Origin of the sequence: Pseudoxanthomonas sp. SGT-18, from assembly GCF_003931645.1 — a bacterium.
Taxonomy (GTDB): domain Bacteria; phylum Pseudomonadota; class Gammaproteobacteria; order Xanthomonadales; family Xanthomonadaceae; genus Pseudoxanthomonas.
This window is the reverse complement of record NZ_RRYJ01000005.1, coordinates 179808-204137: the sequence shown is the minus strand read 5'-3', so window position 1 is coordinate 204137 and position 24330 is coordinate 179808. Positions and strand designations below refer to the sequence as shown.

The following is a 24330-nucleotide window of genomic DNA, read 5'->3' as shown; positions in this document are numbered from 1 at the left end:
GATGATCCGGGGGAGTAAGTGGAAACACTTGCCTCAGGATTCACGCAGACATGCGCTGGTAGCGGCATATCCCTGACGGCCGTAATCACGACGTCGGGGCGCAGGTTAGGCGCGTTAATGTGAAGGCGGTGTTAACAGTCCCGTAACAAGTGAATTGACGAAAACCGCCGTTCAGGTTCCAGCAGAGGCCGGCGCCCGGAGCCTGCGCCGGTCCGGCCGCGGGCGCTGCGTATGATGGGACGGTCCCGCAACCACGAAGGTGGAGCCTGCGCATGAAAGCCGTCGGACTGACCCGCTACCTGCCGATCGACGACCCCGAAGCGCTGCTGGACGTGGAACTGCCCACGCCCGCCCCCGGGCCGCACGACCTGCTGGTGCGGGTGGAGGCGGTCTCGGTCAATCCGATCGATACCAAGCTGCGCGCCCCGCGCGAGGGCAGCGAAGCGCAGCCGCGGGTGCTGGGTTTCGACGCGGCCGGGGTGGTGGAAGCGGTCGGCAGCGCGGTGGCCCTGTTCCAGCCCGGCGACGAGGTGTACTACGCCGGCGACATCACCCGTCCCGGCAGCAATGCCCGCTACCAGCTGGTCGACGAGCACATCGCCGGCGATCGCCCGATCACCCTGGACTTCGCCGAGGCCGCGGCACTGCCGCTGACCACGCTCACCGCCTGGGAACTGCTGTTCGAGCGCATGCGCTACGACTTCGACGGCGACAACGCCGGGCGCCGGCTGCTGGTGATCGGCGGCGCCGGCGGGGTCGGTTCGATGGCCATCCAGCTGGCCCGGCACGCCGGCTTCACCGTGGTCGCCACCGCCTCCCGCCCGGAGAGCGCCGAGTGGTGCCGGCGCATGGGCGCTCACGAGGTGGTCGACCACCGCCAGCCGCTCGGTCCGCAGCTGCAGGCGCTGGGCATCGCCGAAGTGGAGGCCGCGGTGAACCTGGCCGACACCGACCGCTACTGGGAGGAACTGGGCCGGCTGTTGGCGCCGCAGGGCCACCTGGGCCTGATCGTGGAGCCGAAGGGCCCGCTGCACATCGGCGGCGACTACAAGGCCAAGGCCATCGGTATCCATTGGGAAACGATGTTCACCCGGCCGCGCTTCCGCACCGCGGACATGATCTGCCAGCACCGCATCCTCAACCGCGTCGGCAGCCTGGTCGAGGCCGGCGAGCTGAAGACCACCCTGGCCGAGGTGCTGGGCCCGATCAACGCCGCCAACCTGCGCGAGGCCCACCGCCGGCTGGAGTCCGGTCGCACCATCGGCAAGCTGGCCCTGGCCGGCTGGGACTGACCCCGCGGCGCAGCTTGCCCGGCGCCGGGCTTTCATCGACGATGGCGGCCTTCCGTACGCCAGCGTATCCGCCATGACGCCTACCGCCAGCGCCACGCCCTACCCGCACCTGTTCGCCCCGCTCGACCTCGGCTTCACCACCCTGCGCAACCGGGTGCTGATGGGATCGATGCACACCGGCCTGGAGGACCGCGCCCGGGATTTCCCGAAGCTGGCCGCCTACCTGGCCGAACGCGCCGCCGGCGGCGCCGGGCTGATCGTCACCGGCGGCTTCGCCCCGAACGTGGAGGGCTGGCTCAAGCCGTTCGGCGGCAAGCTGTCCTGGCCCTGGGAAACGCGCCCGCACCGCCAGCTCACCCGCGCCGTGCACGAGCACGGCGCCAGGCTGTGCCTGCAGCTGCTGCACGCCGGCCGCTACGGCTACCACCCGCTGCAGGTGGCGCCTTCGAAAGTGAAGGCGCCGATCAACCCGTTCACCCCGCGCGAGCTTTCCGCACGCGGCATCGAGCGCCAGATCCGCGCCTTCGCCAGTGCCGCCGCCCGCGCCCGCGACGCCGGCTACGACGGCGTGGAGGTGATGGGCTCGGAGGGCTACCTGATCAACCAGTTCACCGCCCCGCGCACCAACCGCCGCCAGGACGCCTGGGGCGGCGACGCGCAGCGGCGCATGCGCTTCGCGGTGGAGATCGTGCGCCGGGTGCGCGAGGCCTGCGGCCCGGACTTCATACTTATCTATCGCCTTTCCCTCCTGGACCTGGTCGAGGACGGCAACGCCTGGGACGAGATCCTCGAGCAGGCGCGCGCGGTGGAGGCGGCCGGCGCCACCATCATCAACTCGGGCATCGGCTGGCACGAGGCGCGGGTGCCGACCATCGCCACCTCGGTCCCGCGCGCGGCCTTCGCCGGGATCACAGCGCGCCTGCGCCCGCATGTCTCGGTGCCGGTGGTGGCGGTCAACCGCATCAACATGCCGGAGGTGGCCGAGCGCATCCTCGCCTCCGGCCAGGCCGACCTGGTCTCGCTGGCGCGCCCGTTGCTGGCCGACCCGGAATGGCCGAACAAGGCCCGCGCCGGGCGCACCCACGCCATCAATACCTGCATCGCCTGCAACCAGGCCTGCCTGGACCACATCTTCGTGGGCAAGGTCGCCAGCTGCCTGGTCAACCCGCGCGCCGGCCACGAGACCGAGCTGCGCTACGTGCCGGCGGCCACCCCGCGCCGGATCGCGGTGGTCGGCGCAGGCCCGGCCGGCCTGGCCTGCGCCACGGTGGCGGCGCAGCGCGGCCATCGCGTGACCCTGTTCGAGGCCGCGCCGCGGATCGGCGGCCAGTTCAACCTGGCCGCGCGGATCCCGGGCAAGGAGGAGTTCGTCGAGACCCTGCGCTACTTCGGCCACCGCATCGGCGAGACCGGGGTGGAACTGCGCCTGGGCACCCTGGCGGGCCCGGACGAGCTGGCCGGCTACGACGAGATCGTGCTGGCCACCGGCATCGTGCCGCGCAGGGTGGATTTCCCCGGCGCCGACGACCCGCGGGTGGTCGGCTACCTGGACATCCTCGAGGGCCGGGTCCAGGCCGGGCCGCGGGTGGCGGTGATCGGCGCCGGCGGCATCGGCTTCGACGTGGCCGAGTTCCTGGTCCAGAAGGGCCCATCGCCCACCCTCGACCCGGGCCGCTGGCACGCCGAATGGGGTGTGGACCTGGCTGGCTCCGGCCGCGGCGGCCTGGTGCCGGCCCGGCCCGAGCCGCCGGTGCGCGAGGTGTGGCTGCTGCAGCGCAGCCCGGGGCGGCCGGGGGCGCGGCTGGGCAAGACCACCGGCTGGATCCACCGCGCCACGCTCAAGGCCAAGCAGGTGCGCATGCACGGCGGGGTCGAGTACCTGGGCATGGAAGCCGGCGGCCTGCGGGTGCGGATCGAGGGCGCCGAGCAGGTCCTGCCGGTGGATACGGTGGTCGTATGCGCGGGCCAGGAGCCGCGCCGCGACCTGTACGCGCAGCTGCAACAGGCAGGGGTCGCCGCGCCGGTGCACCTGATTGGCGGTGCCGACGTGGCCGCCGAACTGGATGCCAAGCGCGCCATCGCCCAGGGCAGCCGGCTGGCCGCCGGGTTCTGAGCCGCGCATTCGCGCCTCCGGTGGACGCCGATCCGGTCCGGAGCCGGCCTGCCTGTTCAGGTTCGCGCGGGGGCGGTTCAGCCGCCTGCTCCGGGCTCCCGGCGCGGGTGACACACCTCCGCCAAGCCCCGGGAAAACCGCCGCTCGGCCCTTCACGCGGCCTCGAACAAGCCCTCGGGAGGCTTTCCACAGGCCACCGAGTGTGACCGTTGTCAACCTGGGATATTCAGTTTCGGTTAGGGAAATCGCACCTATCGTGCGCGCCACTTCGACCCGCCCCCATCAACTGGCGGGTCCTGCCGGCACCACTTCCGCCGGCACCCGGGCGGCCCGTGGAGAGATGGCCGCCTCCCCATGACGCCCCGCGTCGTCGCCTGCCCCCGGCCCTGCCGGCGGGCCTGCGACCGCGAAGACGGAGCAAGGAGATACATATGAAGCTGGCCTGGATCCTCTGGCTGTCGCAGTTCCTGCCGCAGCCGGCCGCCGACTCGCTGTGCCTTAGCACCACCGTGTACCTGGAAGCCCGCAACCAGAGCCTGCAGGGCCAGCACGCGGTTGCCGAGGTGGCGCTGCGCCGCAAGGACAGCGGCCTGTGGGGCGACTCGATGTGCGCCGTGGTCACCGCGCGCAAGCAGTTCGCCCCCACCCTGGTCTCGCCGGACACGCGCCTGCGCAACCTGGACGCCTGGCACCGCTCGGTGGCCGTGGCCCTGGACGCCGAGCGCAACTGGGCGCTGCCGGCGGGGCAGCGCAAGGAAATCGTGCCTGGCGCCAGCCATTTCGCCGCCCATTCCATCGCCAATCCCAGCTGGTCCAACGCCTACCAGGTGGCGACCATCGGCGACCACACCTTCTACCGGGTGCAGCGGCTCAAGCCGCGCACCTGACCCACCGTCCCCGGCGCCGCCTCTCCCGGCGTCCCCAGCCCGCATCCCGACCTGCATGAAGCTGTACACCAAGCCCGGCGCCTGCTCCACCGCGATCCACATCGACCTGTGCTGGACCGGCCAGCCCTTCGAGCTGCAGATCCTGGACGCCGACGGGCTGAAGTCGCCGGAGTTCCGGGCGCTGAACCCGGCCGGCTCGGTGCCGGTGCTGGTGGACGGCGACTTCGTGCTGACCCAGAACGTGGCCATCGCCGGCTACCTGGCCGACCGCTTCCCCGAGTCCGGCCTGGCTGGCGACGGCAGCGCCCGCCAGCGCGCCGAGGCCACCCGCTGGCTGGCCTTCGTCAATTCCGACCTGCATCCGGCGTTCAAGCCGATGTTCGCGCCGGCCGCGTTCGTGGCCGACCCGATGCAGCACGAGGCGCTGCGCAGCAATGCCCGCGCCCGGATCCGCACCTTGCTGGAGGGCGCGGACAAGGTCCTGGCCAGCCGCGACTGGCTGGCCGGGTTCCGCAGCTTTGCCGACCCCTACTTCTATATGGCGCTGCGCTGGGCCACGCGTACCGGCGTGGACCTGTCCGGGCTGGACGCGCTGGTCGCCTTCCGCGGGCGCATGGACGCCGACCCGGGCGTGCAGCGCGCGCTCCGGGACGAAGGCCTGGCCTGAGCCCGGCCACGGCGCCGCGCCGCCAGTACCCCGGCGGCCCTCAGCCCTGAAGCTGGCGCTCCCAGAACGTGGCGAACTCCTCGCCGCGGGCCTTGGCCAGGGCCTGGCGCAGCTCCGGCAGGACCTCGCGCAGCCCGGCGGCGTCGGTGCAGCGCTCGATCTTCAGCTGCATGAAATAGCCGCGCAGGCCCAGGTGGGCGCGGACCGCCTCGCTCATGGCCTCGTACAGGCGCACGTATTCGTTGGCCTCGTCGGCCGTGCGTGCCGGCGGCGGCTCCTCTTCGGCCACGGCCGGCACCGGTGCGCCCGGCCCGCCGCCGCGGGCGACCTGGGCCAGCCCGGCGGCATCGAAGCCGTTGCTCACCGGTTCGATCAGGCCCTCGGCCAGCAGCCGCTCCAGGGCGTCCTCCGGGGCCTTGACCCCGGCGGCCACCTGGCGCAATTCGGCCAGCGTGCGCTGGCCGTCCACCATCAGCAGGACCGTCCGCAGTTGCGGCGGCAGCTTGCGGGCGCGGTCGCGGATCTCGTCGCGACCCGCCTCGGTCTTCCGGTAAATCCCCTCGCGCATCGGTTCCCCCCCAGGAATACGCGGGGATCACGATAGCACTTCAGGGGCGCTGGTCCAGAGGGACGAACGGGAGGTTCTCCGGGCCGGTGTAGTTGGCGCTGGGGCGGATGATCTTGCCGTCCTGGCGCTGCTCGATCACGTGGGCGCTCCAGCCGGCGGTGCGGGCCAGCACGAACAGCGGGGTGAACATGGCCGTGGGCACGCCCATCATGTGGTAGCTGACCGCGCTGAACCAGTCGAGGTTGGGGAACATCTTCTTGATCTCCCACATCACCGCCTCCAGACGCGCGGCGATGTCGAACATCTTCATGTTGCCCTGCTCGGCCGACAGCTGCCGCGCCACTTCCTTGATCACCTGGTTGCGCGGGTCGGCCACGGTATAGACCGGGTGGCCGAAGCCGATGACCACTTCCTTGCGCTCGACCCGGGCGCGGATGTCGGCCTCGGCCTCGTCCGGGGTGTCGTAGCGCTTCTGCACCTCGAACGCGACCTCGTTGGCGCCGCCGTGCTTCGGCCCGCGCAGCGCGCCGATCGCGCCAGCGACGCAGCTGTACATGTCCGAGCCGGTGCCGGCGATCACGCGCGCGGTGAAGGTCGAGGCGTTGAACTCGTGCTCCGCGTACAGGATCAGCGAGGTGTGCATGGCGCGCACCCAGCTCTCGCGCGGCTTCTCCCCGTGCAGCAGGTGCAGGAAGTGGCCGCCGATGGAGTCGTCGTCGGTCTCGACCTCGATGCGCTTGCCGTTGTGGCTGTAGTGGTACCAGTACAGCAGCATCGAACCGAGCGAGGCCATCAGCTTGTCGGCGATGTCGCGCGCGCCCGGGTGGTTGTGGTCGTCCTTCTCCGGGCTGATGCAGCCGAGCACCGACACGCCGGTGCGCATCACGTCCATCGGATGGGCCGACAGCGGCAGCTGTTCCAGCGCGGACTTGACCGCCGCCGGGACGCCGCGCAGCGCCTTGAGCTTGGCCTTGTAGCCGGCCAGTTCGGCGCGGTTGGGCAGCTTGCCGTGCACCAGCAGGTAGGCGATCTCCTCGAACTCGCAGGCGTTGGCGATGTCGAGGATGTCGTAGCCGCGGTAGTGCAGGTCGTTGCCGCTGCGGCCGACGGTGCACAGCGCGGTGTTGCCGGCGGCGGTACCGGACAGGGCCACGGACTTCTTCGGCTTGAACGTGGCGGTGGCGGTGGTGTCGCTCATCTTCGTGCTCCTGTGTTCGGGGGGGCCGGCCGCCCGGGCCGGGCCGGATGCGCTTACTTCTTCGCGGCGAACAGCGCGTCGAGCTTCTGCTCGAAGGCGTGGTAGCCGATGCGGTCGTACAGTTCCTCGCGGGTCTGCATGGCGTCGACCACGTTGCGCTGGTGGCCATCGCGGCGCACGGCCTGGTACACGTTCTCGGCGGCCTTGTTGGCGGCGCGGAAGGCCGACAGCGGGAACAGCTGGATGGCCACGCCTGCCGAGGCCAGCTCCTCGCGCGAGAACAGCGGGGTCTTGCCGAACTCGGTGATGTTGGCCAGCACCGGCACCTTCACCGCCTCGACGAAGCGGCGGTAGGTGTCCAGGTCGTAGGCGGCCTCGGCGAAGATGCCGTCGGCGCCGGCCTCGACGCAGGCGATGACGCGCTCGATCGCCGCGTCCACGCCCTCGACCTGGATGGCGTCGGTGCGCGCGACCAGGAAGAAGTCCGGGTCGGTCTTGGCGTCGGCCGCGGCCTTGATCCGGTCGACCATCTCGCCCTGGCTGACGATCTCCTTGCCCGGACGGTGGCCGCAGCGCTTGGCGCCGACCTGGTCCTCGATGTGGCAGGCGGCGGCGCCGGCCTTGATCAGGCTCTTGATCGTGCGCTCGATGTTGAACGCGGACGGGCCGAAGCCGGTGTCGATGTCGACCATCAGCGGCAGGTCGCACACGTCGGTGATGCGACGGGTATCGATCAGCACGTCCTCGAGGGTGTTGATGCCCAGGTCCGGCAGGCCCAGGGAGCCGGCCGCGACCCCGCCGCCGGACAGGTAGATGGCGCGGAAGCCGGCGCGCTTGGCCAGCAGGGCGTGGTTGGCGTTGATCGCGCCGATCACCTGCAGCGGCGACTCGGCGGCGAGGGCGGCGCGGAAGCGCGCACCGGCGGAAGCATTGGACATGGCGGACTCCTGGGCACGTGGTTCACGTGGCGCGGGCAATGTGTCACCCTGTTACCGGTTGATCAATCTTGATCCTTCAAATCAATATGTCCCTGGACCGCGACCTGATTCCCGCTACCGAGGCCTGCCGCCTGCTGGGCATCAGCCCGGCCACGCTGTACGCCTATGTCAGCCGGGGACTGCTGGAATCCCGCCCCGGCCGCGACCACCGCAGCCGGGTGTACCGCCGCCAGGACGTGGAGCGGCTGGCGCAGCGCAAGCGCCTCGGCCGCGGCCCGGCGCGCGGCGCCGCGCAGAGCCTGGACCGCGGCCTGCCGGTGCTGGAAACGCGCATTTCGCTGATCCGTCCGGACGGACCCTACTACCGCGGACGTTCAGCCGTCGCCATGGCCCGCGCCGGCGCCACCCTGGAGGACACCGCACGCCTGCTGTGGGACTGCGGCAGCCAGGATCCGTTCGCCGATCCGCCCGGCGACTGGCCGGCGCGGGTGGTGGCGCTGGCCACCGACCAGGAGCTGCCGCCGCTGGCGCGGGCGATGGCGGTGATCCCGCTGCTGGCGCTGCAGGTGCCGCATTCGTTCCAGGCCGACCAGGCCACCCGCCGCGCCCTGGCGGCGACCCTGCTGCGGCAGAACGCCGGCCTGCTGGTGGCGCGGCGCCCGTCCGGCCCGGTGCACCGCCTGCTGGCCGGCACCTGGTGCCCCGGCGACGAAGGCTTCGCCGAACTGGTGCGCGCCGCGCTGGTGCTGTGCGCCGACCACGAGCTCAACGTCTCCGCCTTCGCCGCGCGCGTGGTCGCCTCCACCGGCGCGCACCTGCACGCGACCGTGTGCGCCGGCCTGTCGGCGCTGGCCGGCCCGCGCCATGGCGGCGCCACCGCGCGGGTTTACGCGCTGCTGGAGGACGCGCGCCAGACCCGCGACGTCAAGCGCCTGATCGCCGCGCGCTGGCGCCAGGGCGAGGACCTGCCCGGCTTCGGCCACGCGCTTTATCCGGACGGCGACCCGCGCGCCACCGAACTGCTGGCCATGCTGCGCACCCAGCCGGTGGCGGAGGCACCGATGCAGCTGGTGGAGGAAGTAGTCGCCGCCGCCGAGGGCGTGTCCGAGCGCCGCCCCAACGTGGACTTCATGCTGGCCGCGATCTGCTACGTGTACGGCCTGCCCGCCGCGCCGGCGCTGTCGATCTTCGCCGCCGGGCGCCTGGCCGGCTGGCTGGCGCACGTGCTCGAGCAGCAGGCACTGGGCCGGCTGATCCGGCCGCGCGCCAGCTACACCGGGCTGCCGCCGGAAAGCGGCGAAGACAGCGCGCCGCGCGCCTGAGCCGCGTGCCTCAGCCCAGCTTCTGCCGCACCGCGCGCAGCAGCTCGTTGAGGTTGAACGGCTTGAGCAGCAGGTCCATGCGCTCGCCGAGGAAGGCCTGGCGGTCCTGGGCGTTCTCCGCGTAGCCGGTGACGAACAGCACCGCGGTGCCCGGGTGCCGCTCGCGCACGCGGTCGGCCAGCTCGCGGCCGCTGATCCCGGGCAGGCCGACGTCGGTCAGCAGCAGGTCGAAGCCGCGCTGGGCGGCCGCCTGCAGCGCCTCGGCCGCGTCGGTGCAGGCCACCACTTCGTAGCCTGCGTCCACCAGCACTTCCAGCGCCATGCCGCGCACCAGCTCGTTGTCGTCCACCAGCAGGATGCTCTCGGCGCCGCCGCGTACCTCCGGCTCCTCCACCGGCGCCTCCGGCGCGGCCTGGCGCCCGCGCGGCAGCAGCAGCTCGATGGTGGTGCCCTGGCCTTCGACGCTGTGCACGCGCGCGGTGCCGCCGCTCTGGCGGGCGAAGCCGTAGGTCATCGACAGGCCCAGGCCGGTGCCCTGCCCGATCGGCTTGGTGGTGAAGAACGGCTCGAACACCTTGTCGATGATGTCGGCGGGGATGCCGGGGCCGTCGTCGGTCACCTCCAGGCTCACGTACTCGCCCGGTGGCAGGTCGGACGGCACCTGGGTGGCCGGGCGCGCGGAGATGGTGATGCGCCCGGCACCCTTCAGCGCGTCGCGCGCGTTGATCACCAGGTTCAGGACCACGCTCTCCAGCTGGTTGGCGTCGGCCACCACGACCAGGCCTTCCGCCGGCAGGTCGAACGCCAGGTCGATGTTCTCGCCGATGGAGCGGGTGAGCAGCTCGGCCAGGCTGCACACGCGCGCGCCGATGTCGAACGCGGTGGCATCCAGCGACTGCTTGCGCGCGAACGCCAGCATGCGCTGGGTCAGCGCCGCGGCGCGGAACGCCGAGGTGGTGGCGACCCCGGCGAAGCGCGGGATGCGCTCCAGGCGGCCGTTCTCCACCGCGGCGTTGATCATGTCCAGCGCGCCGATGATGCCGGTCAGCAGGTTGTTGAAGTCGTGGGCGATGCCACCGGTGAGCTTGCCCAGCGCGTCCATCTTCATCGCCTGCTGCAGCTCGGCTTCGGTGCGCTCGCGCTCGGCGATCTGCACCGCCAGCTCGCTGGTGGCCGAATGCAGCTGCTGGCGGTGCTCCTGCTCGCGCGCGTGCTGCTCGGTCTGGTCCTCCACGTACAGCAGGCCCGCGCCCGGGCCCTTGTACGGGCTAACCCGCCACTCGGTCACGCGGCGGCCGCGCGGGGTATGCAGGCAGTAGGTACCCTTCCAGCTGCCGCCGCTGCGCAAGGCCTCGCACAGCGCGTCCACCGGCTGATCGCCGAACAGCGCGGACAGGTCCGGCGCCCCCGCCTCGTCCAGCAGGCGCTTGAAGGCGTGGTTGGAATCGCGCACCTCCAGCTCGCCGGACACCACCGCGATCGGCGCGCCCACGTTCTCGAAGATCCCGCGGAAGCGCGCCTCGCTGGCGTGCAGCGCGTCCTCGACCCTGCGCACCCGCAGCAGGGTGCGCAGCGTGGCCAGCAGTACGTCATGGTCAACCGGATGCACCAGGTAGGCGTCGGCGCCGGCGTCGAGGCCGGCGATCACGTCGCCACGGGCGATCGAGGCGGCGGAGACGTGGATCACCGGCAGCAGGCTGGTGGCCAGGTCGGCGCGCAAGGTACGAACCAGGTCGAAGCCGCTCATGTCCGGCAGGTTCACGTCCAGCACCAGCGCGTCGAACGCGGCCGCGGCCAGCTGCGCCAGGCCCTCGTTGCCCGTGCCGGCCTCGGCCACGCTGAAGCCCTGGCGCTCGAGCACGCGCCGCACCGAGTAGCGGGTGGCGGCGTTGTCGTCGACCACCAGGATCCGGCTAGCTCCCGTCATCGTTCTTCTCCGGTAGTGCGATGGGCACGATCACGTGGAATTCCGATCCCTGCCCGACCACGCTGTGCACGCCGACGCTGCCGCCGAGCAGTTCGGCGAAGCGGCGGCACAGGGCCAGGCCCAGGCCGGTACCGCGCAGGCGCTTCTGGATCGGCGAGTCGACCTGGACGAAGTCCTCGAACAGGGCGCCGAGCATGTGCCCGGGGATGCCGATGCCGGTGTCGCGCACGCTGAAGCGGATGTGCGCCGCGCCTTCGGGCCGCGCCGATACCGACACCCGTCCCTGCGGGGTGAACTTGAGCGCGTTGGAGATGAAGTTGCGCAGGATCTGCGCCAGCTTCTTGTCGTCGGTGTAGAGCATCGGCAGCGCCGGCGGCTCCTCGAACACCAGCTCGACGTGGTTGGCGCCCTCCACCAGCGGCCGGAACATGCCGCGCAGCGCCGAGAACAGGTCCATCAGGTCGAACCAGGCCGGGGAGATCGAGATCCGCCCGGCTTCGATCTTGGCCAGGTCCAGCAGGTCGTCGACCATGTCGCGCAGCTCCACCGCCGCGGTGCTGACGAAGCGCACCTGCTTGAGCTGCTCGTCGTTGAGCGGGCCGTCCATGCCCTCCTCCAGCAGCCGGGTGATGCTCAGGATCGAGCCCAGCGGGGTGCGGAACTCGTGGCTCATGTAGGACAGGAACCGGCTCTTGAGCTCGGAGACCTCCTTGAGCTGCTCGGCCTGCTGGTCCAGCTCGGCGTACAGGGCCAGCACCCCCTGGTTGGTCTCCTCCAGCTCGGCGCGCAGCGCGGCGTTCTCCGCGTGCAGGCGCTGCAGTTCGGTGTCCGTGGCAACGGGGGTATTCACGTCCGGCCTCCAAGGCGGATGGCGAGCGCGCCGGTGTCGTCGCGCCCGCGGTCGAAGTCGCGCAGCAGGACCGCCAGCACCAGCGCCGGGTGGCGGTGGGCCAGGCCCTCGTACGCGCCCAGGCTCCAGCGCGATTGCAGGCCGTCGCTGTGCAGCAGCAGCAGCGCGCCCGGTTCGGCTGGCAGCACGAACGCCGGTGCGCGCCGGTACTGCGCGCCGACGATGCCCGGATGCGAGGCCAGGCCGCGTGCAGGCGCGCCGGGCAGGTGGATCGCCGCGGCGATGTTGCCCACCCCGGCGAAGCGCACCACGCCGGCCTGCGGATCGTGCTCGAACACCGCGGCGGCGGCGCCGCGGGTGGAGGACATGCGTGCGTGCATGCGCGCCAGCACCTCCTCCGCGCGCAGGTCCGCGGCTGTGGCCGCCGCGGCGATGCCGGCATCGGCCGCCTCGGCCGCCAGCAGGCCGTGGCCCAGGCCATCGACCAGCACGCCCAGCACGCGGCTGCCGTCGCCGCCCAGGAACCAGGCATCGCCGCAGGCGCTTTCCTGGCGCATGGGCAGGCGCAGCGCGCCGTAGCCGAGGTCCTGCCCGCGGCTGCGCTCGGGATAGATGCGCGCCAGCACCACCGCGCCGCGCCCGTCCGACCACACGTCGAACACCTGGGCCTGGCGCCGGATCGCGCCCAGGCCCTGGCCCGGGCTGCCAACCCCGGTGGTATAGCCGTCCGGCAGGCACTGCGGCAGCGAGAAGCCCGGGCCGCGGTCGATCCCGCACACCTCCACGCCGCGGCCATCGCGGCCCTGCAGCAGCGACAACAGCACCCGCCCGCCGCGGCCATGGCGCAGCACGTTGGTGGCGATTTCCACCGCCGCCAGCGTCACGCGCCCGGCATCCAGTTCGGCGAATCCGGCCAGTTGCGCCAGCGACTGCGCTTCGCGCCGCACCTGGCCGACCTGGGAGGACTCCTCGACCACGATGGAGCGCGTGGGATGGCCGACGAACCCTATGCCCATTTGGTGATCGCCACCCGCGTGCCCCGCCCCGGCGCACTGTCCAGCTCGAACGCGTCCACCAGCCGGCGCGAACCGGACAGGCCCAGGCCCATGCCGGCACCCGAGGTCCAGCCGTCGGTCAACGCCTGCTCGATGTCGGCGATGCCCGGGCCCTGGTCGACGAACTCCAGGCGCAGGCCGCGGCGCATTCCGTCCTCGACCACGCGCCAGTGCATCGCCCCGCCGCCGCCGTAGACCACGGCGTTGCGCGCCAGCTCGCTGGCGGCGGTGACCAGCTTGGTCTGGTCGACCAGGCGCAGGCCGCAGGCCACCGCCGCCTGGCGGGCGGCCTGGCGGGCGAGCACCACGTCCTGCTCGGTGCGGATCGGCAACTCCCCTGCGCTGCTCATTCGACGCCGGCGCCTGCCTGCCGCAGCAGGCGCATGCCCCGCTCCACGTCGAGCGCGGTGCTCACGCCGGTCAGGTTCAGGCCCAGCTCCACCAGGGTGATCGCCACCGCAGGCTGCATGCCCACCACCACGGTGCGTGCGTCCATCACCGCGGCCAGCGCCGAGATGGTGGCGATCATGCGGCCGATGAAGGAGTCGACGATGTCCAGTGCCGAGATCTCGATCAGCACGCCGCGCGCGGAAGTGGCGCGGATGCGTTCGGCCAGGTCGTCCTGGAGCGTCAGCGCAAGCCGGTCGTGCATGTCCACCTGGATGGTGACCAGCAGGACGTCGCCCATTTGCAGGATCGGGATGCGCTCCATCAGGCCGCCTTCGCCACGGTGACGCCGGTGCGCTTGAGCGCCAGCGCCAGGGCGTCGGCGAGGTTGGCCTTGGTGACGATGCCCTGCAGGTCCAGGCCGAGGTGGACGATGGTCTGCGCGATCTGCGGGCGCACGCCGCTGATGATGGCGTCGGCGCCCATCAGGCGGATCGCGGTGACGGTCTTGAGCAGGTGCTGGGCGACCAGGGTGTCCACCGTGGGCACGCCGGTGATGTCGATGATCGCGATCTCCGAACCGGTCTCCACGATCCGCTGCAGCAGCGATTCCATCACCACCTGGGTGCGCTGCGAATCCAGGGTGCCGATCATCGGCAGCGCCAGCACGCCCTCCCACAGCTTCACCACCGGGGTGGACAGCTCCAGCATTTCCTCCTGCTGGCGCTTGATCACGTCCTCGCGGTTCTTCTGGAACACCTTGACGGTGTGCAGGCCCAGCTGGTCCAGCAGGTCCGAGACCACGCGCAACTGCGCGGCCATGGCCTGCGGATCGGCGGCCAGGCCCTGCTCGACCGCGTCGAACAGCGGGCGCTTGAGCGAGAAGATGAAGGTCGCCGTCTCCGCGGCGCTGAAGCCCTTGAGCACGCGGTCGCGCGACAGGTCCTCGAGGAAGTGGCGGGTGTCGTCCCACTCGGCCCCCTGCAGGCTGGAAACGTCGGCGCGGCCGAGCGCGGCGGCGAAGGCCTGCCAGAACCCGCGCACCTGCGCGTCGAGCTCGAGCGGCGAAGCACGCCCGTCCTGCGCGGCCCGGGCGAAGCCGGCGGCCCAGGCGTCGAGGATGGCGTCCTGGCGGGACTGGATGAGGGTGAGCGTACGCGGGTCGAGAGCGGCCATGCAGGGATCCTGTAATGGGCGCAGCCGGACGACCCCCGGCATGCCAGCGGATCCCCCCAGCCACATTGTTGGACGAGCCTAACGGAAACCGGGCTTCCGCGTCGGCGCGCGGATTAGCGGGAAATCGACGTGAAACAGGCGTGAAATACCGCGGCACGGATCCTGCACGGCGCCGGGCAGGCGGCGCAACGCTTCCCGCGCGAGGCAGGCGTGCGCGCCTGCGCATTGGCATATACCGACGGTTATCCCGGCGGGCGCGGATCGAATCGGTGGGGCGACGGACGGCGCCTACACTCGCCCGGCCGCCCGCGCGGACCACCGAGATCCCGGAGCCCACCGATGCCTGCGAAGTCCCGCACCTTCTCCTGCCTCCGCCACGCCGCCCTCGCGCTCCTGCTGTGCAGCACCGTCTTGCCTGCCGCGGCCGGCACGGATCCGCACGCCGCGCATCCACCCGGGCCTGCGCCGGGCTCCAATCCGCTGGTCCGCGACCGCTTCACCGCCGATCCCGCGCCGCTGGTGGTCGGCGACCGCCTGTACCTCTACGTCGGCCACGACGAGGCGCGCGACGGGGAAATGTTCAACATGCGCCAGTGGCTGGCGTACTCGACCGGCGACATGGAGCATTGGACCTACCACGGCCCGGTCATGCAGGCCACCGACTTCAAGTGGGCCAAGGGCGATGCCTGGGCTTCCCAGGTCATCGGGAAGGATGGCCGCTACTGGTTCTACACCGCGGTCGAGCACGACGACACCCACCCGGGCAAGGCCATCGGCGTGGCCGTGTCCGATTCGCCCACCGGCCCGTTCGTCGACGCCCGGGGCTCGGCCCTGGTCACCAACCAGATGACGCCCAAGGGCGAGCACAGCTGGGAAGACATCGACCCGACGGTGTTCACCGACGACGACGGCAGCACCTGGATCGCCTGGGGCAACCGCCACTGCTACATCGCCCGGCTCAAGCCGCACATGATCGAGCTTGACGGCCCGATCACCGAGATCACCCCGCCGCATTTCGAAGAGGGCCCGTGGCTGCACAAGCGCGGCGACACCTATTACCTCACCTACGCCTCGCTGGACCGCAGCACCCACACCGACGAGCGCATCTCCTACGCCACCGCGTCCTCGATCCAGGGCCCGTGGACCTACCGCGGCGAACTGACCGGCTCGGGCAAGAACAGCTTCACCATCCACCCGGGCATCGCCGAGTTCAAGGGCCAGTGGTACATCTTCCTGCACAACGCCGCCCTGACCATCGGCGACCAGGAAGGCGCCCTCGGCCGCCGCGCGGTCACCGTCGAGTACCTGCAGTACAACGATGACGGCACCCTCAAGCCGGTGGTGCAGACCGAGGAAGGCGTTTCCGTTCCACCGCCGCGGTGAGCGCGTGGGTGGCGGACGCCGGATGGACGCCCAGGCCGGGCGCCGGTCCTTCGTCCAGCGTGCGCCGGCGTCTGCGCGGGAACGGGCTGCGCGGGGGGCCGGTCAGGTCCGCGGGCTGCCGCCATCGGGCCGGCCGGTGTCCTCCCAGGCTTCTTCCGTGGTTCCGTAGGCGTACTCGTGGAACTCCGGCCCCAGCGGCTCGACGATCATTTCCCCCGGCTCCTCGTCCCCGGACTCCGCCTCGAAGGCGACGAACGGCCGGCACATGCGGCCCTGGTACGCGATCTCGCCCTGGTCCAGCAGCATCGAGAGCGCGAAGCTGAAATCGCCGCAGACGGACTTGGCCACCTCGTCGGCGATGCCATGCGCCCGGAGCGTGTCGCGCAGGTCCGCGATCCACTGCCGTTGGAAACCGGCGCAGAGCGCTTCGAGCCGGGCGTAGTCGTCCTCTTTCATGGTTTCCCCCTTGCGCCATGGATGCTGCCTGTCCCGCTCCTGCAGCGTGCGGCCGCTGCGTGCATGCCCGGCCCTGGCGGCGCGCGCGACTGCTCCTGCGCAGCAGTCCCGGCATCATCGCCAACCCGCACCCTCGTGGAAACAAGGCCCGGACCCGGGACCATGGTTCCGCGTATTCCATGGCAAGCCGGAGGTTCCCGTGGCCGGACGCATCCATCGCCTGCCGGCCTCCATCGTCCGGCAGGCGATCCGGGGGGAGTCGGATGCGCCCGGCTACAGGAAGGGGGACGCTTGCGCCATGCCGTCACTCAGCAGCCGGCGTCGGCGCCGCGCTCCAGCGCGCGCTTCACTTCCTCCAGCGCATTGGGATCGTCGAGGGTGGACAGGTCGCCCGGGTCGCGGTGCTCGGCCAGGGCCTGCAGCGAGCGGCGCAGCAGCTTGCCTGAGCGGGTCTTGGGCAGGGCGCTGACCACGTACACGCGCTGCGGCCGCGCCACCGCGCCAAGCTGGCGGGTGACGGTCTGCAGCATGGCGCAGGCGGCATCGGCCGGATCGGCGTCGGGCCGCTTGAGGGTGGCGAACACCACCGGCACCTGGCCCTTGACCTCGTCGTGCACGCCGACCACCGCGGCCTCGGCCACGTCCGGGTGGCTGGCCACCGATTCCTCGATCTCGCGCGTGCCCAGGCGGTGGCCGGCGACGTTGATCACGTCGTCGGTGCGGCCAAGGATGAAGGTGTAGCCGTCCTCGTCGCGGATCGCCCAGTCCAGCGAGCTGTACAGCTGCTCCCTGAAGTGGCTGAAGTAGCTGGCGATGAAGCGGTTGTCGTCGCCCCACACCGTGCTCAGGCAGCCGGGCGGCAGCGGCGGCTGGATCGCCAGCACGCCCTTCTGCCCCGGCCCCACGTCCTGGCCGGTGTTCTCGTCGATCACGCGCAGGCGGTAACCCGGCGCTGGCAGGCCCGGCGAGCCGAGCTTGACCGGCTTCAGTTCCACGCCCGGCATCAGGGTCAGCACCGGCCAGCCGGTCTCGGTCTGCCAGTAGTTGTCGATCACCGTCTTGCCCAGGGCGCTGGTGATCCAGTCGGCGGTGGGTTCGTCCAGCGGCTCGCCGGCCAGGAACAGGTACTGCAGCTGCGACAGGTCGGCGCTGCGCAGCCACTTGGGATCCTGCTTCTTCAGCACGCGCACCGCGGTGGGCGAGGAGAACATGGTGCGCACGCCGTACTTCTCGCAGATGCGCCACCAGATGCCCGGGTCCGGGCAGGTCGGCAGGCCTTCGTACAGGATCGAGGTGGCGCCGGCGATCAGCGGGCCGTAGACGTTGTAGGAATGGCCCACCACCCAGCCGATGTCGGAGGTGGAGAACATCGCCTGGCCGGCGCGCACGTCGTAGATCGACCACATCGACAGGGCCAGGGCCACGGCATAGCCGCCGACGTCGCGCTGCACGCCCTTCGGCTTGCCGGTGGTGCCGGAGGTGTAGAGGATGTAGCTGGGTTCGTTGGATTCGAGCCATTCCACCGGCACTTCGGCGTCCGCGTGTTGCGCGGCCAGCGGGCCGTATTCGAGGTCGCGCCCCTCCTGCATCGGCAGCTCGGCGGCCAGGCCGCGGTTGACCACCAGCACGTGCGCAGGCGGGTGCTGCGCGCGCGCCAGTGCCTCGTCCACCAGCGGCTTGAACGGGATCACCTTGCCGCCGCGCATGCCGGCGTCGGCGCAGACCAGCACCGCGGGCCTGGCGTCGTCGATGCGCACGGCCAGGTTGTGCGCGGCGAAGCCGCCGAACACCACCGAGTGGATCGCACCGATGCGCGCGCAGGCCAGCATCGCGACCGCCGCCTCGACGGTGTGCGGCATGTAGATCACCACCCGCTCGCCCTTGCGCGCGCCCAGCGACTGCAGCACGGCGGCGAAGGCGTTCACCTCGCGGTGCAGCTGGCGGAAGGTGAGTTCGCGCACCTGGCCGGTCTCGGTGGACCAGCCGACCAGGGCCAGTTGGTCGCCGCGTTCGGCCAGGTGCCGGTCAACGGCGTTGTGGCACAGGTTGGTGGTGCCGCCGACGAACCAGCGCCGGAACGGCGGGTTGTCGTAGTCGAGGATGCGCTGCGGCGGCTGCTTCCAGTCGATGGCGCGGGCCGCTTCGGCCCAGAATTCCTCCGGCTGCTCCACCGAACGCCGGTAAAAGTCTTCGTAACCCATGGCCCTCTCCCACTTCCCCTGCAGGGAATGGGCCGAGCATAGTCCCCGTCGATGGGACCCGCGCGTCAGACCTTGGTCGAAAAGACCGGGCTGAATGCGCGGAACGCCGGGTTTCCCGGGCGTTCCTGCAAGCCACAGGTTGATCGATGCGATCAATGCGCCGTGCCCGCCGGGCCTGGCCGCGGGGCCGGCGTATTTCGCGGCGGCGGGTTCAGCCCAGCAATCCGGCCAGCGATGCGGAGACGCGCTCGAACCGCGCGGCGAGGAAATCCACCAGCGCGCGCACGCGCACCGGGACGAAGCGTCCGCTGGGCAGGATCGCGTTCAGCGGATAGCGTTCGGTCCGCCAGTCCGGCAGCAGCCGCACCAGGCGTCCCTCGGCCAGGTCCTGGCGCTGTTCGACCGGGGTCTTGATCAGGATGCCGGCGCCGGCGAGCGCCCATTGCCGCGCCAGCGAGGCATCGTCCACGCTGCGGTCGCCATCGACCTGCACTTCCACCGACTGCCCATCGCGGGTGAAGCGCCAGGTGCGGTGCGGGCGGCCGCCGCGGTCGTAGGCCAGGCAGTTGTGGCCCAGCAGTTCCATCGGCGTCTGCGGTGCCGGGTGCCGCGCCAGGTACGCCGGCGAGGCGACGACCACCGGCGCGGTATCCATCAGCCTGCGCGCCACCAGCCGCGAATCAACGAGGTGGCCATAGCGGATCGCCAGGTCGACCTCGTCGCGCACCACGTCCAGCGGGCGGTCGCCGACCGACAGCGCGAGGCGCACGCCGGGGTGGGCGGCCATGAATTCGTCCAGCCAGGGCAGCAGGGTCGCGCGCGCCAGGTCCGAGGGCGCAGCCAGGCGGATCAGGCCCACCAGGCCGGCGCGGTCGACCGTGGCCTGCGCCTCGCCTTCCTCCACCAGCTCGAACGCGCGGCTGGCGTAATCCAGCAGGATCTGGCCCTGTGGGGTCAGCCGCATCGCCCGCGTGGAACGTTCGAACAGGCGCACCCCGAGCTGGGCTTCCAGGCGCTTCAGCGTCGCGCTGGCGGCCGCCGGCGTGATCCCCAGCGCGCGTGCGGCGCCGGTCAGGCTGCCGGTACGCGCGGTCTGCACGAGCACCCGCAGGTCGCCAAGATTTTCAATCAACATTTGAATATGAATTAAATCATGTTGGATTATCAATTCTAGCTTGAATTCCTAGAGTGCGGTCCTCCACCCGCACCACGCCGAGGACGCACCGCCATGAAAGCCGTTGGTTATCGCCACAACCTGCCCATTACCGACGCCCGCGCCCTGGAGGACGTCGAACTGCCCACCCCGGCCTACGGCCCACGCGATCTCCTGGTGCGGGTCAAGGCCATCTCCGTCAATCCGGTCGATACCAAGATCCGCCAGGGCCGCAAGCCGGCCGACGGCCAGGTCGAGGTCCTGGGCTGGGACGCGGTGGGCGTGGTCGAAGCCGTGGGCAGCGGGGTCACCCTGTTTGCGCCAGGCGACCGGGTCTATTACGCAGGCGCGATCAACCGCCCGGGCACCAACGCCGAACTGCACGCGGTGGACGAACGCATCGTCGCCCGCGCGCCGCGCTCGCTCGACGATGCCGCCGCGGCGGCCCTGCCGCTGACCGCGATCACCGCCTACGAACTGCTGTTCGACCGCCTGCGCGTTCCCAGAGGCGGCGGCGCCGGCCAGACACTGCTGGTCGTCGGCGGTGCCGGCGGCGTCGGCTCGATCCTGATCCAGCTGGCCCGCCAGCTCACGCAGCTGCGGATCGTCGCCACCGCCTCGCGGCCGGAAACCCGGCAGTGGTGCCTGGAGCTGGGCGCGCATGCGGTGATCGACCATCGCCAGCCGCTGTCCACCGCGCTCAGGGCCGCCGGCATCCACCAGGTCGACGCCGTCGCCGCCCTGACCCGCACCGGCGAGCACTTCGCGGAAATCGTCGAGAGCCTCAAGCCGCAGGGCGCCATGGCGGTGATCGACGACGAGCCGCTGGACGTCATGCAGCTGAAGCTGAAGTCGATCTCGCTGCACTGGGAGCTGATGTTCACCCGGCCGCTGTTCGAAACGCCCGACATGGACGAGCAGGGCCGGCTGCTTGCCGAAGTGGCCGCGCTGGTGGACGCCGGCCGGATCCGCAGCACGGTCAACCACCGGCTGGGCACCATCAACGCCGGGAACCTGCGCCGCGCGCATGCGCTGATCGAGAGCGGCAAGGCGCAGGGCAAGGTGGTGCTGGCCGGCTTCTGAGGGAGGACGCACATGGACAACACCCGCGCCCCGTTCGCTGCCGCCCTGGCGCTGGCAGCGCTGATGACCGCGGCATCGCCGCTCCGCGCCGCGCCGGATGCCGGGTCCGCGGCCACCGTCGCGCCGCGCGCCGCGGCACAGCCGCCGGTCGTCGTGCGCCAGAACGACCGCATGCCCTGGAACGCGGTCGTCGTCGACGGCAATGGCCGTTTCATCGTCGGCTCGCCGCGATGGACGGCCAACGGCGACACGCGCCCGGCCGTGGCCATCGCCCGCGAAGACGGCACCCTGGTCCCCTACCCGGACGCGGCCTGGAACAGCTGGGCACCGGGCAGGGAAGCGGCCGGCGTGCTGGTCAGCGTCAATGCCATCCACCAGGACGCGCAAGGCGGCCTGTGGATCGTCGACAGCGGCGCCCCGGAGTTCGGCGGCGAACCGGTGCGGCACGGCCCCAAGGTGGTCCACGTCGATCCCCGCACCGACACGGTGGTCCGCACCGACCTGATCCCGGACGAGGCGATCCGGGCACACAGCTACGTCGACGACATACGCATCCACGGCAGGCATGCGTACCTGACCGACGCGGGCGAAGGCGCGGTCCTGGTGCTGGACCTGGAGGACGGCCGCGTCCGCCGCCGCTTCGACGGCCAGCCGTTCGTCCGCGCCCGCGCGGGCGACACGATCGAGGTCGCCGGCAAGGTCCTGCGCGGCGGCGACGGCAAGCCGCTGCAGGTCAACGCGGATCCGCTGGAACTGAGCCCGGACGGCCAGGTGCTGTATTTCGGCCCGCTGTCCGGCCCGCTGTCACAGATCCAGACGCGCTACCTGGACGACGACGACATCGACGACGAAGCGCTGGCACGCCTGGTGCGTCCGTGGTTCGGGATCCCGCCGGTGGGCGGGACGGCCATGGCGGCGGACGGCAGCCTGTACTACACGCGGTTGGCGGACAACACGCTGGTGGTGCGGCGTCCGGACGGCACGACCGCGCCGGTCGTGCGCGACCGGCGCCTGCGCTGGGCCGATGCACCGTTCCTGGACGGCAAGGGACACATCTACCTGCCGGCCGCGCAGATCGACGGCGCCGCGCCGTTCAACGACGGCACCTCAACCATGCAGCCGCCGTTCGAGGTGCTCCGCGTCGATCTCCCGGACGCCGCGCCCCGCGCCCCCGGCTCCCCCTGAGCACCCCGCCCGCAGCGCCCCTCCCCCTCCTCCGCTGCGCGGCACGCTCCACCACACCCTGCCCCACGACCAGACCGGAGTCCCCCATGGCCGCCTACGTCGTATTCACCCGCGAACAAACCCTGGATCCGCAAGCACTGGCGACCTACGCCCAGGCACCGGACAAGCTCACCGGCCACCCCGTCACCGTGCGGGTGGGCTACGGCGAATTCGAAATGCTGGAAGGAGCGCCCATCGAAGGGGCCGTCATCCTCGAGTTCCCCGACATGGATGCGGCCCGTGCCTGGTATCACGGCGACGCCTACCAGGCGATCGCCCGCCACCGCTTCCGGGGAGCGCGGTACCGCGCCTTCATCGTCCAGGGCACCTGAGGAGCCACGCCCATGCCGGCGAACGCAGCAAGGCACCGGGCGCCATCGCCAGCAGGCGCCCGCTCACCACGCCGCGGCGGCTTTCCGGTCCGCCGCGACGAGCGGCAGGAAGATCGTGTCGAGGATCTCGGCGATGACCGCCGCGGGCACTGGCTTGAGCGTCATGAGCGCTTCGTGGCTCACCAGCTCCAGGGGCAGCGCGATGCGGCGGGCGGTCAGCTTGCGCGGATCGATCTCGCCGCGGCGGATGCCCCGCTCGAGGATGTCGTCGATCACCGGGCGGGCCCCCAGCTGCTCGTGCAGCGCCTTGCGCAGGTCGGCCACGCTGGAACTCGTCTCGATGAAGTAGTCCCTCATGCCGAACAGCACGCGGGCGATGGTGATCGCGCGGCGATCGGATACCTCGCGCAGGAACCGCACCAGTTCCGCGCGGACGTTGCCCAGGTCCGGCGCCCGGATCGGGTTCTGCGCGATGTAATGGCGCATGGCCGCGACCGCCAGGTCCGCGCTGCCCGCCCAGCGACGGGACAGGACCGGGCGGCTGGTGCCGGCACGCCGGGCCACCCCTTCCAGGGTGAAACCCGCGTAGCCGTTGTCGATCAGTTCGGCCCAGGCAGCCTCGAGGATCGCCTCGTCCAGCGCTGCGCCGCGCCTGCGGGAATTGGTCGTCATGCCCCTACTCTGCCACACAAGATACATGGACGCATCTTGTTGACGCACCCGATCCATCGTCAATACGATGCATGCATGCATCTTAACTAGAAGGTACTCCGATGTCTGGCACCAAGGTTCCCCGCAGGAAGATCCTGGTCTCCGGCGCGAGCATCGCCGGCCCGGCGCTGGCGTACTGGCTGCACCGGTACGGCTTCGAGGTTTCGGTCGTCGAGCGCGCCAAGGGGTTCCGCGCCGGGGGGTATCCCATCGACGTGAGGGGCACGGCGGTCGACGTGGTCGAGCGCATGGGGCTGCTCCCGCGGCTGCGCGCCGCCCAGGTGGAAGTGCGCAAGCTCACCTTCGTCGACGGCGACGGGACCGCCATCGCCACCCTGGCGCCCGGGGCGGTGACGGGCAGCGTGCCCGGCCGCGACCTGGAGCTGCCGCGCGGAGCGCTGACGGCGCTGCTCCACCAGGCAACCCGGGAAAAAGGCATCCGCTACCGCTTCAACGATGCGATCGACGTCCTGATGGACGACGGCAAGGGCATCGACGTGTGGTTCCACAGCGGCGCCCGGGAACGCTTCGATGCCGTCATCGGCGCCGACGGCCTGCACTCCCGGACCCGCGCCTTGGTGTTCGGCCCGGAGGAGAAGTTCAATCACTACCTCGGGCGCTGCTTCAACCTGTTCTCGATGCCCAACCACGCCGGGTACGCCCACGAGAGCGTCAGCTACGCCGCCCCGGGCCGGATGGCCGGGATCTACGCGACCGGCGACAACGCGGTCCTGCATGCGTTCCTCACCTTCGCCAGCGACAAGCCGCCGTTCCGCTCGCATGGCGACGTGGACATGCAACGCAAGCGCACGGCCGAGGTGTTCGCGAACGACGGCTGGGAGGTGCCGCGCCTGGTCGAGGCGATGCAGAAGGCGAACGACCTGTTCTTCGACACCGTCAGCCAGATCCGCATGCCACGCTGGTCCTCCGGGCGCGTGGCGCTGGTCGGCGACGCCGCCTACGCGCCCTCGTTCCTGTCGGGACAGGGCACCAGCCTCGCCCTGGTCGGAGCCTACGTCCTCGCCGGGGAGCTGGCGTCCCAGCCCGACGCGGAAGCGGCCTTCGCGGCCTATGAACGCGCGCTCCGGCCCTACGTCGAGGCCAACCAGGCGCTGGCGACCGATGGCGAACCGATCCTGCTGCCGCGCACCCGGGAGGAGCTGGAACACCGCAACCGCAGGCTGGCCGCCGGCCACTTCGCGCCGGGCGGCGGCGACCATGCGGCCAGGCACCGCAAGGCCCACGGCCTGCTCGAGCTGCCGGACTACGTCGCCGTGCTCGGCCTGGGCGGATAAGGCGGGCCTCGCCGGAACGCGGCCGCTGGATGAAAAAAAGCGCCGGACGATGTCCGGCGCTTTTCCCTTCCACGCTTCCGCGCCGGCTCCCGGACGCGCACGGCACGCCCGG

At 71.3% G+C, this 24330-nt stretch carries 23 protein-coding genes; 10 read left to right on the top strand and 13 right to left on the bottom strand.

What is annotated here, in order from left to right; all coding sequences use genetic code 11:
- The first annotated feature begins 272 nt into the window (after positions 1 to 272).
- From EIM47_RS09095 to EIM47_RS09080, 4 genes are all read left to right on the top strand, one after another.
- Positions 273 to 1292 (top strand): zinc-binding alcohol dehydrogenase family protein, encoded by a 1020-nt coding sequence (locus EIM47_RS09095; protein WP_125076708.1) that lies wholly within the window; start codon positions 273 to 275, stop codon positions 1290 to 1292.
- Positions 1293 to 1365: 73 nt separating this feature from the next.
- The gene (locus tag EIM47_RS09090) at positions 1366 to 3405 is read left to right on the top strand and encodes an NADPH-dependent 2,4-dienoyl-CoA reductase (RefSeq protein WP_125076707.1); all 2040 of its coding nucleotides are present in this window, start codon (positions 1366 to 1368) and stop codon (positions 3403 to 3405) included.
- Positions 3406 to 3836: 431 nt separating this feature from the next.
- Positions 3837 to 4292 carry a cell wall hydrolase gene (locus tag EIM47_RS09085; RefSeq protein WP_028915539.1) on the top strand — a complete coding sequence of 152 codons (456 nt, stop codon included), beginning with the start codon at positions 3837 to 3839 and terminating at the stop codon, positions 4290 to 4292.
- A gap of 55 nt (positions 4293 to 4347) precedes the next feature.
- Complete coding sequence (locus EIM47_RS09080; protein ID WP_019399136.1) at positions 4348 to 4959, top strand: glutathione S-transferase N-terminal domain-containing protein; 612 nt, start codon at positions 4348 to 4350, stop codon at positions 4957 to 4959.
- Positions 4960 to 4999: 40 nt separating this feature from the next.
- Here EIM47_RS09080 and EIM47_RS09075 read toward each other — a convergent pair whose 3' ends face one another.
- The 3 genes from EIM47_RS09075 to prpB are packed head-to-tail and all read right to left on the bottom strand — an operon-like array spanning position 5000 to position 7663.
- Complete coding sequence (locus tag EIM47_RS09075) at positions 5000 to 5527, bottom strand: hypothetical protein (RefSeq protein WP_125076706.1); 528 nt, start codon at positions 5525 to 5527, stop codon at positions 5000 to 5002.
- 40 nt (positions 5528 to 5567) lie between these two features.
- Complete coding sequence (gene prpC / locus EIM47_RS09070; RefSeq protein WP_019399138.1) at positions 5568 to 6725, bottom strand: 2-methylcitrate synthase; 1158 nt, start codon at positions 6723 to 6725, stop codon at positions 5568 to 5570.
- 53 nt (positions 6726 to 6778) lie between these two features.
- Positions 6779 to 7663 carry a methylisocitrate lyase gene (prpB, locus tag EIM47_RS09065; protein ID WP_125076705.1) on the bottom strand — a complete coding sequence of 295 codons (885 nt, stop codon included), beginning with the start codon at positions 7661 to 7663 and terminating at the stop codon, positions 6779 to 6781.
- Positions 7664 to 7749: 86 nt separating this feature from the next.
- Between prpB and EIM47_RS09060 the strand changes: the two genes are divergently transcribed.
- Positions 7750 to 8985, top strand: coding sequence for a citrate synthase family protein (locus EIM47_RS09060; RefSeq protein WP_028915535.1), 1236 nt, complete (start codon positions 7750 to 7752; stop codon positions 8983 to 8985).
- 10 nt (positions 8986 to 8995) lie between these two features.
- Here EIM47_RS09060 and EIM47_RS09055 read toward each other — a convergent pair whose 3' ends face one another.
- The 6 genes from EIM47_RS09055 to EIM47_RS09030 are packed head-to-tail and all read right to left on the bottom strand — an operon-like array spanning position 8996 to position 14380.
- Complete coding sequence (locus EIM47_RS09055; RefSeq protein ID WP_125076704.1) at positions 8996 to 10912, bottom strand: response regulator; 1917 nt, start codon at positions 10910 to 10912, stop codon at positions 8996 to 8998.
- Positions 10899 to 11762: an ATP-binding protein gene (locus tag EIM47_RS09050; protein ID WP_019399142.1), complete on the bottom strand. Its 864-nt coding sequence runs from the start codon at positions 11760 to 11762 to the stop codon at positions 10899 to 10901. The genes EIM47_RS09055 and EIM47_RS09050 overlap by 14 nt, the downstream gene beginning before the upstream one ends.
- Positions 11759 to 12778 carry an ATP-binding protein gene (locus tag EIM47_RS09045; RefSeq protein ID WP_026010630.1) on the bottom strand — a complete coding sequence of 340 codons (1020 nt, stop codon included), beginning with the start codon at positions 12776 to 12778 and terminating at the stop codon, positions 11759 to 11761. The genes EIM47_RS09050 and EIM47_RS09045 overlap by 4 nt, the downstream gene beginning before the upstream one ends.
- Positions 12769 to 13167: an anti-sigma regulatory factor gene (locus tag EIM47_RS09040; protein WP_028915532.1), complete on the bottom strand. Its 399-nt coding sequence runs from the start codon at positions 13165 to 13167 to the stop codon at positions 12769 to 12771. Before EIM47_RS09040 ends, EIM47_RS09045 begins: the two co-directional genes overlap by 10 nt.
- Positions 13164 to 13529, bottom strand: a complete 366-nt coding sequence (locus tag EIM47_RS09035) for an STAS domain-containing protein (protein WP_125076703.1) — start codon at positions 13527 to 13529, stop codon at positions 13164 to 13166. Before EIM47_RS09035 ends, EIM47_RS09040 begins: the two co-directional genes overlap by 4 nt.
- Positions 13529 to 14380, bottom strand: coding sequence for an STAS domain-containing protein (locus EIM47_RS09030; RefSeq protein ID WP_028915531.1), 852 nt, complete (start codon positions 14378 to 14380; stop codon positions 13529 to 13531). The genes EIM47_RS09035 and EIM47_RS09030 overlap by 1 nt, the downstream gene beginning before the upstream one ends.
- A gap of 339 nt (positions 14381 to 14719) precedes the next feature.
- Here EIM47_RS09030 and EIM47_RS09025 point away from each other — a divergent pair, with 339 nt between their 5' ends.
- Positions 14720 to 15763 carry a glycoside hydrolase family 43 protein gene (locus tag EIM47_RS09025; protein ID WP_125076702.1) on the top strand — a complete coding sequence of 348 codons (1044 nt, stop codon included), beginning with the start codon at positions 14720 to 14722 and terminating at the stop codon, positions 15761 to 15763.
- Between the two features lie 102 nt (positions 15764 to 15865).
- Here EIM47_RS09025 and EIM47_RS09020 read toward each other — a convergent pair whose 3' ends face one another.
- The 3 genes from EIM47_RS09020 to EIM47_RS09010 form a co-directional block, all read right to left on the bottom strand.
- Complete coding sequence (locus EIM47_RS09020; protein WP_125076701.1) at positions 15866 to 16219, bottom strand: hypothetical protein; 354 nt, start codon at positions 16217 to 16219, stop codon at positions 15866 to 15868.
- Between the two features lie 308 nt (positions 16220 to 16527).
- Positions 16528 to 18420 carry a propionate--CoA ligase gene (gene prpE, locus EIM47_RS09015; protein WP_019399149.1) on the bottom strand — a complete coding sequence of 631 codons (1893 nt, stop codon included), beginning with the start codon at positions 18418 to 18420 and terminating at the stop codon, positions 16528 to 16530.
- A 211-nt stretch (positions 18421 to 18631) separates the two neighbouring features.
- Positions 18632 to 19555 (bottom strand): LysR family transcriptional regulator, encoded by a 924-nt coding sequence (locus EIM47_RS09010; RefSeq protein ID WP_028915529.1) that lies wholly within the window; start codon positions 19553 to 19555, stop codon positions 18632 to 18634.
- A 93-nt stretch (positions 19556 to 19648) separates the two neighbouring features.
- Here EIM47_RS09010 and EIM47_RS09005 point away from each other — a divergent pair, with 93 nt between their 5' ends.
- From EIM47_RS09005 to EIM47_RS08995, 3 genes are all read left to right on the top strand, one after another.
- Positions 19649 to 20656, top strand: coding sequence for a zinc-binding alcohol dehydrogenase family protein (locus tag EIM47_RS09005; RefSeq protein WP_028915528.1), 1008 nt, complete (start codon positions 19649 to 19651; stop codon positions 20654 to 20656).
- A 12-nt stretch (positions 20657 to 20668) separates the two neighbouring features.
- Positions 20669 to 21841 carry an L-dopachrome tautomerase-related protein gene (locus EIM47_RS09000; RefSeq protein WP_125076700.1) on the top strand — a complete coding sequence of 391 codons (1173 nt, stop codon included), beginning with the start codon at positions 20669 to 20671 and terminating at the stop codon, positions 21839 to 21841.
- Between the two features lie 86 nt (positions 21842 to 21927).
- Positions 21928 to 22212 (top strand): DUF1330 domain-containing protein, encoded by a 285-nt coding sequence (locus tag EIM47_RS08995; protein WP_019399153.1) that lies wholly within the window; start codon positions 21928 to 21930, stop codon positions 22210 to 22212.
- Positions 22213 to 22275: 63 nt separating this feature from the next.
- On the opposite strand, the gene EIM47_RS08990 is transcribed toward EIM47_RS08995, so the two are convergent.
- The gene (locus tag EIM47_RS08990; RefSeq protein WP_125076699.1) at positions 22276 to 22884 is read right to left on the bottom strand and encodes a TetR/AcrR family transcriptional regulator; all 609 of its coding nucleotides are present in this window, start codon (positions 22882 to 22884) and stop codon (positions 22276 to 22278) included.
- 101 nt (positions 22885 to 22985) lie between these two features.
- Here EIM47_RS08990 and EIM47_RS08985 point away from each other — a divergent pair, with 101 nt between their 5' ends.
- The gene (locus tag EIM47_RS08985; RefSeq protein WP_028915525.1) at positions 22986 to 24218 is read left to right on the top strand and encodes an FAD-dependent monooxygenase; all 1233 of its coding nucleotides are present in this window, start codon (positions 22986 to 22988) and stop codon (positions 24216 to 24218) included.
- Positions 24219 to 24330: the final 112 nt, after the last annotated feature.